This is a genomic window from Kitasatospora sp. NPDC058063, assembly GCF_042885395.1.
In the GTDB taxonomy this organism is placed as follows: Bacteria; Actinomycetota; Actinomycetes; order Streptomycetales; family Streptomycetaceae; genus Kitasatospora; species Kitasatospora lactacystinica.
In genome coordinates, this window is sequence record NZ_JBHVSD010000022.1 from 1 (window position 1) to 12,548 (window position 12,548).

At 76.6% G+C, this 12,548-nt stretch carries 9 protein-coding genes; 1 reads left to right on the forward strand and 8 read right to left on the reverse strand.

The annotated features are described in order from the left end of the window. Nucleotides 1–161 precede the first annotated feature (161 nt). Entirely contained in the window at nucleotides 162–1,055 is an 894-nt protein-coding gene (locus tag ACFVUY_RS31205) for a hypothetical protein (protein WP_387735606.1), read from the reverse strand. An 8-nt stretch (nucleotides 1,056–1,063) separates the two neighbouring features. Next, on the reverse strand, nucleotides 1,064–1,765 hold the full coding sequence (locus ACFVUY_RS31210; protein WP_387695553.1) for a papain-like cysteine protease family protein: 702 nt from the start codon (nucleotides 1,763–1,765) through the stop codon (nucleotides 1,064–1,066). A 311-nt stretch (nucleotides 1,766–2,076) separates the two neighbouring features. Between ACFVUY_RS31210 and ACFVUY_RS31215 the strand changes: the two genes are divergently transcribed. Continuing rightward, nucleotides 2,077–3,009, forward strand: coding sequence for a hypothetical protein (locus tag ACFVUY_RS31215; RefSeq protein WP_387695555.1), 933 nt, complete (start codon nucleotides 2,077–2,079; stop codon nucleotides 3,007–3,009). Nucleotides 3,010–3,141: 132 nt separating this feature from the next. On the opposite strand, the gene ACFVUY_RS31220 is transcribed toward ACFVUY_RS31215, so the two are convergent. The 6 genes from ACFVUY_RS31220 to ACFVUY_RS31245 form a co-directional block, all read right to left on the reverse strand. After that, complete coding sequence (locus ACFVUY_RS31220) at nucleotides 3,142–4,002, reverse strand: GNAT family N-acetyltransferase (RefSeq protein ID WP_387735608.1); 861 nt, start codon at nucleotides 4,000–4,002, stop codon at nucleotides 3,142–3,144. 63 nt (nucleotides 4,003–4,065) lie between these two features. Beyond that, nucleotides 4,066–6,108, reverse strand: a complete 2,043-nt coding sequence (locus tag ACFVUY_RS31225; protein WP_387695551.1) for a thioredoxin domain-containing protein — start codon at nucleotides 6,106–6,108, stop codon at nucleotides 4,066–4,068. A 40-nt stretch (nucleotides 6,109–6,148) separates the two neighbouring features. Continuing rightward, the gene (locus ACFVUY_RS31230) at nucleotides 6,149–6,979 is read right to left on the reverse strand and encodes an ABC transporter ATP-binding protein (protein WP_387695550.1); all 831 of its coding nucleotides are present in this window, start codon (nucleotides 6,977–6,979) and stop codon (nucleotides 6,149–6,151) included. A 35-nt stretch (nucleotides 6,980–7,014) separates the two neighbouring features. Beyond that, a complete protein-coding gene (locus ACFVUY_RS31235) occupies nucleotides 7,015–9,111 on the reverse strand; it encodes a prolyl oligopeptidase family serine peptidase (RefSeq protein WP_387735610.1) in 2,097 nt (698 codons plus the stop codon). Next, entirely contained in the window at nucleotides 9,104–10,375 is a 1,272-nt protein-coding gene (locus tag ACFVUY_RS31240) for an MFS transporter (RefSeq protein ID WP_387735613.1), read from the reverse strand. Before ACFVUY_RS31240 ends, ACFVUY_RS31235 begins: the two co-directional genes overlap by 8 nt. After that, on the reverse strand, nucleotides 10,372–12,318 hold the full coding sequence (locus tag ACFVUY_RS31245) for an FtsX-like permease family protein (protein WP_387735615.1): 1,947 nt from the start codon (nucleotides 12,316–12,318) through the stop codon (nucleotides 10,372–10,374). The genes ACFVUY_RS31240 and ACFVUY_RS31245 overlap by 4 nt, the downstream gene beginning before the upstream one ends. Nucleotides 12,319–12,548: the final 230 nt, after the last annotated feature.

The window sequence follows — 12,548 nt, forward strand, 5'->3', positions numbered from 1 at the left end:
GTCGGCGGCCGGTTCGGCGCCTGTGCGGTTGTCCTCTTCTGTTCGGTGCACGGGTTCATCACGCGTGCGGGTTCATCGCGTGTGCGGGTTCATGACGCGTGCGGGTTCATCGCGCGTGCGGGCAGCGGGGCCCGGCCCGACCGACCGGGCCCCGCCCGCCGTCAGCCGCGGCGGACGCCCGTCCTCCGCCGCAGCACGGCACCCGCGCCCACCAGCGCGGTGGCTCCCAGGGCGGCCGCCGCCGTCACGGCCGGCAGCGCCGAACCGCCGCCCGGGGCCTGCGGGGCCTGCGCCACGGCGGCGAGTTCCGGCGCGGCGTCCACCTGGTAGCCGCCGCCCTCGCCCGACCGGTCGTACGCCGAGCCGGGCAGCTTGTCCCCGTACCGCTGGTGCACCAGCTGCTGGTACGCGGCCAGGGTGACCCCGCCCGCGCCCACCGAGCGCCGGGCCTCGTCGTCCAGCGGCAGCACCCGGCCGTCGCGCAGCACGTACCAGGCGTTGACCTGCGGCTCGCGGAAGGCGGTGCCGCCGCCGCTGCCCGCCGCCTTCGCCGCGTAGTCGCTCTCGTCACCACCCGAGGCGATGTTGACGACCTTCCAGGCCCCGCCCTGCCGCACGGTCCAGACCGAGGCGCTCTGCCCGTCCGCCGCGACCACCTTGCTGGCGGTGAACTCGGCCTTCGCCACCGGTGCGCCCGGGGTTCCGGCCACGAAGCCCGGGTCCAGCAGGTACACCGGCACCGTGTCGCCGGCCAGCCGCGGCGCGGCCTCGCTCGCCGCCCGGGCCTCCTCGGCGGCGCCGATGGTCAGCTGCCGGGTCGGCGGGACGCCCTTGCGGGCGAAGAAGTGGCCGACCTTGTCGAGGACGGCCGTGTCCTGGACGGCGCTGCGGGCCTGCGCCAGCTCGGCGGCGGGCACCGGGGCCGGGGCGGACGGGGAGTCCGCGTGCGCGGCCGGGGCGAGCGCCAGCGCGAGACCGGCGGTGAGCAGGGCGGTGACGGCGGCCGTGGAGGCGGCGGAGGTGACGGCCCGACGGCGGCTCTTGATCTCGGTCATGGTCGCCCTCACGCGCCGATCCGGTACAGGGAGTGGGTCCACGAGAACGTGTCGTTGTTCACGTAGTACTGGTAATCCGCCCAGTTGTAGCGGTAGTTGGAGGGCCACGGGTCGCCCCAGTAGACCCAGTTGCTCCCGGTGTCGTAGCCGTACAGGACGTGCATGTGGCCGCCGCCCGAGCTCCACTGGATGCGCGTCTCGATCGGGCGGTTGGCGTTCACCTCGGACTGTACGGTGCCGTAGTTCAGGTACCCGTTGACGTACGAACCCGGGTTGATGCCGACCCAGCTCAGCCCGTTCTGCACATCGCCCAGCGTGGCTTGGCTGTTGGGGCAGCTGGAGTTGACGGAGCGGCCGAACGCGGCGTTGCAGAACTGGTTCTGGCTGTAGTTGTAGCCGAACCAGGTGGCGATGGTGTTCCCGCTCGCCGCCCAGCACCAGTTGGTCTGCTGTTGCTGCTGCATGGTGATGTTGAGCTTCTTGTACGTGCCGGCCAGGTCGGCCGTGCTGCCGGGCGCGGCGGCCTGGCGGACCTGGTGCGCGGCCCGGTCCTGGGCCGGGGCCTGGGCCTGAGCCCGGTACTGGGCCGGCTGCCCGGCCGGGGCGGCGGCGATCGCGGGTGCGGCCATCGCGGCGGTGAGCGCCGGGCCCAGCACACCGAGGGTGAGCAGCGAGACCGCGCGGCGCAGTCGTATCCGTGGAACTGGCATGGGGGAATGCCTCCTTGCACGAGTGGAGCGAGGGGCTGTGTGGGGGCGCGGTCCGGATCGCGCCCCGAGCATCGCGCCTCGTCAGGTACCGGTCAACGGGCTTCGGTGCGGCCCGGACCGGGGTGTGAACGGGCCGGCGCGGATGTGAACGACGCCCCGGGAACCCCCGCGCAGCAGGCCCGGACCGGTGACAAACCGCCGCATCGATGTGAATATTCACGGTCAAACGGCGGCCCGTCCCAGCCGTCGGCGCCGGACCGCCCGCACACCCGCACGCCCGCACGCCCGCACGCCCGCCCCAGGAGGCCGCCATCCACAGGAGCGACCCAGCCGACCTCGCCGCCGCCCTGCGCACGGGCCCCTTCCACCTCGCCCTGCGCACCGCGATCTCCGCCCGGGGCCTCGCCCTGCACCGCATCCGCCGCCACCTCGCCCTGCGCGGCGTCAACGTCGGTCTCACCAGCCTCAGTTACTGGCAGCAGGGCCACCGCCGCCCGGAACGCGCCGAGTCACTGCGCGCCGTCGCCGCCCTGGAGGAGGTCCTCGACCTGCCCGAGCACTCCCTGACCCGGCTGCTCGGCCCCCGTCGCGCCGCCGGCCCCGCCCCGGCCGGCCCCCCGGTGCGCCCCTACCGCGACCTCATCTCACCGGCCGTGGCCGTCGACGGACTGCTCGCCACCCTCGCCGGCCCGCGCGACACCGGGCTGCACACCATCACCCACATCGAGCGCATCCGGGTCGGCCCCGACCGCCGGATCGCCCGCCGCGACTCCCAGCACGCCCTGCGCGCCCACCGCGACGGCATCGACCGCTACCTCGCCCTCTACCAGGGCGACCCGGGCAGCGACATCACCCGCGTCGGCGTCCGCGCCGAGGAGAACTGCCGCCCCGGCCGCATCCGCCGCGACCAGGCCCACCACCTGCTCGCCGCCGAACTCCTCCTCGACCGCCGCCTGCGCACCGGCGACACCCACCTGCTCGGCTACGGCTTCGACGACTCCCCCTCGCCCGACCCCAGCTGCGAGTACGTCCGCGGCTTCAACTCCGGCGCCGGCCAGTACGTCCTCCAGATCACCTTCCACCCCGCCGCCCTCCCGGTCCGCTGCCATCGCTTCGCCCTCCACTCCCCCGGCGCCGCCCCGTACGAGACCGAGGAGCTCACCCTCGACGGGCACCACTGCGTCCACCTGGTGGCGACGGCGGTGCGGCCGTGCCTGCTGGGGATCCGCTGGGACTGGGAGTGAGGGGCGGCCGGACGGTGCCCGGCCGGGAGGGCGGGCCCCGGGCACCGGCCGGGAGGGCGGGCCCCGGGCACCGGCCGGGAGGGCGGGCCCCGGGCACCGGCCCGGGACGCGTGACCGGGCACCGGCCACCGGCTACGCCCGGCGGAAGTCCATGATCAGGGAGTCCTCCACCGGCAGGTAGCCGATCTGCTGGTAGATGGAGTTGCTGGTCGGGTTGGCGAGGTCGGTGTACAGCAGGACCTCGGTGGCGCCGCGGGCGAGGAGGTGGGCCGAGACGGCGGCGGTGACGGCGGTGCCGTAGCCGCGGCCGCGGCTCTCGACGGGCGTGTAGACCGGGCCGATGCGGGACATCCCGGCGAGGATCGGGCTGCTGCCGGCCAGGGCGACCGGGCGGCCGTCGTCCTCCCACAGGTGCAGGCAGCCGCTCGCGGTCCGCTCGTCCACCGCCCGCGGGACGTCGGGGACGTCGACCCCCGCCTCGGCCAGGAACTCCTCGTACCAGCGGATCGCCCGCTCGCGGTCGGCCGGTTCCGCCAGCCGGTGGCGGCCCGCGGGCGGGCGCGGCGGGTCGGTCAACTCGCCGAGCCGGTAGAGCCGTTCGTCGAAACGGACGGACTGCTCGGTGCCGGTCGCCACCGTCCACGCGGCGGCGAAGGCGCGGACCGCATCGGCACCCCCGCCGACCCCGGTCACCGTGGTGAACCCGGACCCGGCGGCGGCCAGGTCGACCGCCAGCTCGGCGGCCGCGGCCGGCGGCATGAAGGAGAGCCTGGGGTCGAACGGCGGTGTCCGGAGAAAGGCGCCGGCGACCGGACCGTCGCCCTCTGCCCGCCACCAGCCGAAGACCGGCGGCTCGCCGAACACCGTCAGGCCGGACACGGCCAGCCGGTGCGCGATGGTGAGCAGGACGGTGTTCTCGGCGGGGCGGGTGGCCAGGAAGGCGCCCGCCTGGTCGCGGAACTCGTCGAGGGAAGTGCTGAAAGTCCAGGTCATGGCCCATGGTGGACCGCCCGGGGCCGGTTCGCCAACGATTTCGCGGCCGCCCCGGGGCTCCCGCTACTCGACCGCCACGCCCAGCTTCCCGGCCAGCGCCGCCGGATCGGTGGTCGGGGCGTCGCAGGCGAAGTGCCGGCAGACGTACGCCGCGGGCGCCCCGCCGACCAGCGGCCGGTCGGCCAGCAGCGGCACCTCGGGCTCCCCGGGCGCACCGACCGCGACCACCGCCCCCGGCGCCGTCCCGAGCAGCGCGGCCCGCCGCAGCGCCGCGGTGGCCGGATCGCCGTCCGGGCCGACCACGGCGACCTCGCGCGGCCCGTCGAGCAGCGCCTCGGCGACGGCGAGGCCCCAGCCGATGAACCGCGGCGCCCGGCCGGCGAGCGCGCCGACCACGCCGAGGGCCCGCTCGGCGGCCGTGCGGTGCCGGTCGGATCCGGTGTACGCGGCGTACGTGAGCAGGGCGCCGGCGGCGGCCGTCCAGCCGGACGGGGTGGCGTTGTCGGTCGGGTCCTGCGGGCGGCGGATCAGCTCCTCGGCGTCGTCGGCGGTGTCGTAGAGCGCGCCGGAGGCCTCGTCGGTGAAGTGCTTGAGCACGGTGTCGAGCAGGCCGCCCGCCAGCTGGAGCCAGGAGGACTCGCCGGTGACGGCGTACAACGCGAGGAAGCCCTCGGCGGTGTCCGCGTAGTCCTCCAGCACGCCGGCGTTGGCACCGGCCCGGCCGTCCCGGGAGGTGCGCAGCAGCCGGCCGTCCGGGGTGAGGTGGACGGCGAGCAGCAGGTCGGCGGCGCGTTCGGCGGCCTCGACCAGGTCGGGGCGGTCCAGCAGCGCGCCGGTCTCGGCGAGCGCGGCGACGGCCAGGCCGTTCCAGGCGGCGACCACCTTGTCGTCCCGGGCCGGGGCGGGGCGGGCACCCCGGGCCTCGGCCATCCGCGCCCGGATCGCCTCGTACTCGGCGAAGTCCTCGGGGTCGGCGAGGAGTTGGAGCACCGAGGTGCCGTGCTCGAAGGTGCCCTCGGCGGTGACGGTGAACAGCCGGGCGGCGGTGGCCGCGTCGGCGGGGCCGAGCAGGTCGACCAACTGGCCGGGCTCCCACACGTAGTAGGCGCCCTCGGCGGACTGCCCGGTCTCCTCGTCGAGGCTGTCGGCGTCCAACGCGGAGGCGAACGCGCCCTCGGGCGTGCGGAGTTCGCGCAGCAGGAAGTCCGCGGTGGACAGCGCGACCCGGCGGGCGAGCGGCGAGCCGGTGGCCCGCCACAGGTGCAGGTAGGCGCGCAGCAGCAGGGCGTTGTCGTACAGCATCTTCTCGAAGTGCGGCACCACCCAGCCGGCGTCCACCGCGTACCGGGCGAAGCCGCCGCCGAGCTGGTCGTGGATGCCGCCCCGGGCCATCGCCCCGCCGGTGCGGACGGCCATCTCCAGCGCCGCCTCCGAACCGGTCCTGGCGTGGTGGCGCAGCAGGAACTCCAGCACCATGGCCGGCGGGAACTTGGGCGCGCCGCCGAAGCCGCCGCGGCTCTGGTCGAAGTCCCGGCTGAGACTCACCAGCGCCTGGTGCAGGTCCGCCTCGCCGGGCGGGTTGTGGGCGCCGGCCGAGTAGACGGCGGCCCGCTCGGCCAGGTCGGCCCGGATCCGCCCGGCGACCTGCCCGACCTCCTCCCGCCGGTCCCGCCAGGCGGCCTCCACACCCTCCAGCACCTGCCGGAAGGACGGCATCCCGTGCCGGGGCTGCGGCGGGAAGTAGGTGCCGAAGTAGAACGGCTCCTTGTCAGGGGTGAGGAACACCGTCATCGGCCACCCGCCCTGCCCGGTCGCGGCCTGCACCGCCTCCATGTACACGGCGTCGACGTCCGGCCGCTCCTCCCGGTCCACCTTGACCGGCACGAACCGCTCGTTGAGGTACTCGGCGAGCCCGGCGTCCTCGAAGCTCTCGTGCGCCATGACGTGGCACCAGTGGCAGGCCGCGTAACCCACCGACAGCAGCACCGGCACTCCGCGCCGCTCCGCCTCCGCGAAGGCCTCGGGGCCCCAGGGCCACCAGTCGACGGGGTTGTCGGCGTGCTGGAGCAGGTACGGCGAGGTCGCGTCCGCGAGACGGTTCGGCATGCGTCCATCCTCGCGCATCCGGCGCTCGGCGCGCGGCAGGTCAGGCCGGTCCGGACCAGTAACTGATCCCCAGGTTGGCGTCGAAGGTGCGCATCCGTCCGAGCACCTGGTCGGGGGTCGGGCCGTGGAGCTCGTCGACGATGCGGCCGTCGGCGAGGAAGACGACGCGGTCGGCGTACGAGGCCGCGACCGGGTCGTGGGTGACCATCACGACGGTCTGGCCGAGCTCCCGGACGCACCGGCGCAGCAGCGCGAGGATCTCGGCGGCGGAGCGGGAGTCCAGGTTGCCGGTCGGTTCGTCGGCGAAGACGATCCGGGGTCGGCCGGCCAGCGCCCGGACGCAGGCGACGCGCTGCTGCTGGCCGCCGGAGAGCTGGGCCGGGCGGTGGCCGAGCCGGGCGCCGAGGCCGGCCGCCTCGACCAGGGTGCGCAGCCACTGCTGGTCGGGGGTGCGGCCGGCCAGGGTCAGCGGCAGGGTGATGTTCTCCGACACCGTCAGGGTGGGGATCAGGTGGAAGGCCTGGAAGACGAAGCCCACGTGGTCACGGCGGAGCCTGGTCAGTTGGCCGTCGCTCAGCCGGGTGAGGTCCACGTCGCCGATCCGGGCCGCGCCCGAGGTGCAGGACTCCAGCCCGGCGAGGCACTGGAGCAGGGTGGACTTGCCGGAACCGGACGGGCCCATGATCGCCGCGAACTCCCCCTCCCGGAAGGCCACCGAGACCCGCTCCAGCGCCACCACCCGGGCGTCTCCCGACCCGTGCACCTTGGTCAGGTCGACGGCCGCCGCGGCGGCCGGGGCGTGGTTCGCGGCGGCGCGCGGCGGGCCTCCGGGACGGGACGGGCCTCCCGCGAGGGAGTGGGGCTCGGTCATCGGTGGTGCTCTCCTCGGCTGGACACGGGCGAAGGTCAGGACTGGGGTCTGGGCCGGGGGCCGGACGGGCCTGCGGGCGGGCCGGTGCACGGGGCGGCGGGCGGCACCAGGCCGGTGCCGGCGCCCAGCAGGGCGAGGGAGCGGACCGCGAGCTCCCGCCCGGCCGCGGCCGGGCGCCCCTGGTGGCCGCCGGTGTCGTGGTGGTCGAGCAGGACCGGCGCGGCCCCGGTGCCGGCCCGTCCGAGCGCCGCGCAGAGCTTCCAGGCGTGCCAGGGCGGCACCCGCGCGTCGTTCGCCCCGGTGGCGAACAGCACCGCCGGGTAGGCCGTCCCGGGCACCACCCGGTGGTACGGGGAGTAGTCGAGCAGCGCCCGCAGCGCCTGCGGGTCGGCCGGATCGCCGTACTCCTGCGCCCAGAGCCGGCCGAGGCCGCCGACCTGGTAGCGGGCCAGGTCCGTGAGCGGGGCCGCGCACACCGCGGCGGACAGCAGACCGGGCTCCCGGGTGAGCGCGGCGGCGACCACCAGGGCCCCGTTGCTGGCGGCCAGTGCGCCCAGCCCGCCGGCCGGGGCCTCGCCGCGTTCGACCAGCATCGCGGCGGCGGCCCGGAAGTCGTCCACGGTGGCGCTCTTGCCGGCGCCCCGGCCGGCGGCCGCCCAGGCGGGGCCGAGTTCGCCGCCGCCGCGCGCGTGCACCCAGGCGATCCGGCCGCCGGCCCGCAGCCAGGCCTCCAGGGCCGGGTCCCAGGCGGGTTCCAGGGGGAGGCCGAAGCCCCCGTAGACGGTGAGCAGGGTGGGTGCGGGGCGGCCGCGGTCCTGCGGCCCGGGGTCGCAGACCGTCACCGGGACGGGCGCGCCGTCCCGGCCGGCGGCGGTGAGCGTGCGCAGCGCGGCGCGGCGCTCGGGGGGTTCGACCGGGCCCGAGCCGTCCAGGCTCCTGGTCCAGGTGCCGTACCGGGGGTCGTCGGCGAGCAGCCAGACCGACCCGCCGACCCGCCCGTGCCGGTCGTACGGGGTGGCGCCGAGGCGCAGCCGGGCGGGCCAGTGCAGGGCGGTGGCACCGCCGCCCGGCTTCCCGCCCGCCGCCTCTCCCGGTGCCACGCCCGGCCGGTGCACGTCGAGCCGGTGGGTGGTCCCCAGCCGGCGGAGCAGCGCCAGGCCGGGCCTCCGGCCCGGGCCGAGCACCCGCAGGGCGGTGACCGGGCCCGCGGGCGCTTCGCCGACGACGGGTGATTCGCCGGCAGCGGGCGGCCCGCCGCCGGCGAGCGGCGCGACGAGCGGCGCGGGCCGGCCGGTGGCGCCCCGGGCCAGCTCGTCCAGGTCCAGCGCGAGCAGCTCGTCGCCGGCGAGGAAGCAGACGGTCTCGTTCAGGTCCAGGGCGGTGACCCGCCGGCCGTCGAGGTCGAGCGGCTGCCAGTCGGGCACTGCCCGGCCGGTCCACCGGGTGGCCCACCAGCGCACCGGGCCGGACGGCTGCGGGCGGGTGCGCAGCAGCAGGTTCCCGCCCGGTCCGCCGTGGAGGGTGAGCCGGACCGGGCCGGGCACCGGCAGGGCGAGCCGACGGGCCGGGCCGTCGGCCGGGTGGCGGGCCACCAGGGTGTGCTCGGTGCGGGTGCCGGCGGTGTACACCAGCGCCTCGCCGGTGAAGGCGAGGGTCGCGTACGGGGCCGCGTCGGGCAGGTGGCGGGGCCGCTCGCCCGGGTGGGTGGGGAGCAGGTGCAGGCCGCCGGTCTCCGCTCCGTCCCGGTGCAGCTGGACGGCGATGAACCGGCCGTGCGGCTCGGGCTGCCAGCCGGCGATCCGGTCGCCGGGGCCGATGACGCCCTCGGTCGGTGTCCGGCGGGTGCCGTCGGGGTGCCGGACGGTCAGGACGTCGCCGTCCGGGCCGCGTTCGTGGCGGAAGAGCAGGCCGCCGGCCTCGGCGGGCGGGGTGGGCGTCCGGTCGGGCGCCTCCCGTTCCACCCGGTCGAGCAGGGCGGCCCAGGCGGGCTCGTCGGAGCGCTGCGGGCGGGCGGCCAGCAGGCGCCGCTGATCGGCGAGCCAGGCCCGGGTGCGCGGGGCGTCCGCGTCCTCCAGCCAGCGGTACGGGTCCGCCGGCTCGGGGTGCGCCGCCCGGTGGTCGAGGTCAGCCATGGACGGCCTCCGCGGGGTTGTCGCTCCGTCGTTCCGGGTCGTCTCCCGGCCCGACGGGGCTGGGTGGCCGATAGCCGGACCGGCCCGCGGTGGCGGCCGTCCCGACCACGGCGAGGACCACCACGATCACGGCCGCGCCGGCCACCGTGCCGGTCAGTCCGAACGCGTGGGCGCACAGGCCCGCGAGGGTCGGCCCGGCGGGCGCGACCAGCTGGGCGAGGAAGCCGATGCCGCTGTGCACCCGGCCCTGCAGACCCGGTGGGGTCACCTCCATCTGGGTGACCGCGATCAGTACGGTGACCACCGGCCCGGCGGCCGCGGCGAGGGCCAGCGGCAGGACCGCCGCCCAGTGCCCCTGGGCCAGGGTGAAACCGGGCAGGGCGAGCGCGACCACGGCGGTGCCGAGGGCGATGCCCCGGGCGGGCGGCAGCCGCCGGGCCAGGGCCGGCGCGAGCAGCGATCCGGCCAGCCCGCCGGTGCCCAGGGCCGCGGTCAGCACCCCGATGTGCAGGGCGCCCCCGTCCGAGGCGACCACCACGATCAGCAGCCCGTTGAACACCAGGTTGAGCACGGCCGCGTTGACCACCGCGTAGCGCAGGAAGGGCACCCGCCAGATGAACCGGACGCCTTCGGCCAGCGCGGCCCGGACTCCGGGCGCGGCGGGCTCGTCCTCGGGGGGCTCCCGCCGTCCCCCGGGCAGCAGGGCCACGCAGCAGACGGCCGCCAGGTAGCTGCCGGCGTCGACGGCGAACACCCAGGACGGGTGGACGGCCAGCAGCGCGCCGCCGGCCAGCGGGCCGGCGGTCGTCGCGACGGCCGCCCTGCTCTGCAGCAGGCCGACCGCGCGGGGGAGGTGCTCGGGCCGCACGTAGCGCCGCACCACGACGTTCTCGACGGGCGCCAGGGTGCTGCCCACCGCGCCGAGCAGCAGGGCGGCGACCAGCAGCGCCCACAGCGGTGGCGTGCCGCCGGCGGCCGACAGGGCCAGCACGGCCAGCACGACCGCGCCGGCCGCGTTGCCGAGCAGCAGCACGGTCCGCCGCTCGCAGCGGTCGGCGAGGACGCCGGCCGGCAGCCGGGCCAGCAGCACCCCGACGGAGAGCGCCGTGCCGGCCAGTCCGGCCTGCCGGACGTCGCCGCCGGCCCGCAGCGCGACCACCGGGAGGGCGATCACCGAGGCGGCCGTCCCCAGGGCCGAGGCGGACTCGCCGCCGTAGAGCAGCCAGAACGACCGCCCCAGCCCCCCGACGGCCGCCGTGCTCACGCCGACCCCGTCGCGAACTGGCTCCGGATGCCGCGCAACGGACGGGCCGCCAGCGCCGCCGGGACGGCGGTGGCGGCCAGCACCCCGAGCAGGACGCCGACCGTCCACGGCACGTCCAGGGCGGGCAGCACCCCCTGCCCGACGGCCCCGGCCAGCGGCACCAGGCAGATCCCGGCCGTCGCCACCGCGAGGACCGTCCCGACCAGCGCCGAGGCCAGCACCTCGTACACCACGCAGCGCAGCAGCTGCCCGCGGCCGAGGCCGAGGGCCCGCAGGTGGGCGCGCTGGGAGCGGCGGTCCCGCTGGGCGATGGCGCAGGTGTTGGCGACGGCGAGCAGCGCGTACCCGCCCACCACGGAGACGATCAGCCGGGAGGCCATGTCGTCCTGCACGTTGCGCGGCCGCAGGTGGGCCAGGTAGTCGGCCCGCGCGGCGAGCCGCTGGCCGGGCCGGAGCTCCCAGGCACTCGGGTCACCGCGCAGCAGCACCCGGTCGGCGTACGGGGCCGGGGTGTGCGCGAGGGCGAGGTCGGCGGGGAGGACGTAGGAGGGGAAGGCCAGATCCCGCTGGTAGACGGCGACGAGCCGCAGCTGCGCCTCCTGCCCGTCGGCGAGCGTGAAGGTGACGGCCTGGCCGAGCTTCCAGTCGTGCGAGGTGGCCTCGGTGCTGCCGGCGGCGAACGTACCGGGCGCCAGCTCGTCCAGCCGGCCCTGCTGTTCACCGAGGTCCAGGACGCTCCGCAGGGCCGCCCCGTCGACGCCCCAGGCGCGGGTGGGCTTGGGCTTGTTGTCGTAGAAGCTGGGCGGCGCGGTCACCCGGGTGGCGATCGGCGCGACGGTGCTCCCGCCGGGCAGGCCGGCGGGCCGGGCGGGCAACTGGTTGCCCGGCTCGGCCGTCACCACCGCGTCGGCCCGCAGCGCCTGCTCGGTCTGCTGCTGCACGGCGGCCCCGATGGTCGCCCCCGAGCCGAGCAGGCAGACCACAGTGCCGACGGCCAGCAGGACGGGCACCGCGATCGCGGTCGTCCGGGCGGGCGCGGCCCGCAGCCCGGCGGCGGCGATCCGGCCGGCCTTCCGGTCCAGCCGCAGCACCGCGCAGCAGGGGCCGACGAGCAGCGGCACGAACCAGGGCGCGAGCACCGCGAGCGTGGGGATGACGACCGTGGCCAGGCCCATCACCATCGCGCCCTGGAGCACCGGCGGCAGGTCCATCACGACCATCAGGGCCACGAGCGGACCGCAGAGCAGCAGGACCATGGCGATGCCCGCCACCAGTCGGCCGGCGTTGCGGCGGGGCGGGGCCAGGGCCAGTGACTGGTCCTTGAGGAGGTCGATCGGCTGGACCCGGCCGGCCGCCAGCACGCTGGCCAGCGCGGCCAGCACCGCGACCGCGCAGGTGCCGAGGCAGGCGCCGGCCGCGATCGCCCAGGTCTGCCCGGCGGAGGGCAGGTCGACGGCGGCGGGGAACAGCTCGCGCTCGATCAGCAGGCGACGGCCGAACCCGGCCGCCGGGACCGTCCCGGCCACCGCGGCGACGGCGGAGGGGGCCAGCGCGACCAGCGCGACGTCCGCGACGACCAGGGCCCGCAGCCGGCCGGCCGTCACCCCGATGGCGCGCAGCACGGCGAACTGCCCGAGCCGCTGGTTGGTCCAGAGCGCGACCGTCGACCCCGTCACCAGCACCGCCGACATCAGCAGCAGCGTCAGCAGCAGGCCCAGCAGGCTCTGTGCGTCCTTGACCGCCGCCCCGGCCGCCGAACCCTCCGGGTAGGACGGGCCGCTGACCGCCGCGAGCAGCAGCAGGCAGGCGCCCACACCGGTGGCGGTGAGCGCGCAGGCGACCGCGACACCTATGACCCGCCCCGGGTACGCCCGTACCTCGGCGACGCACAGTCGCAGCGCGCCGAGCGGTCCGCTCGGTCGGGTAGTCGGTTCCGATGCCACGGCCACGGTTATCTCACCCCAAAACGGTAAATAGGATGCAGAGTTGGGGAAGGCCGCATGTGCCGCGGCCTTCCCCACCTGCCATCCGTTACTGCCGGCCCCCGAGGGTCAGCAGCTGAACAGGCTGTACGAGCTGAACGGGGCGTCGACGACGATCTCCTCGTCGAGCTCCTGAAGCGCCAGAATGTCGGCCATCACAATCACCTCCTCCTCACCGTCTCGGCGGAACT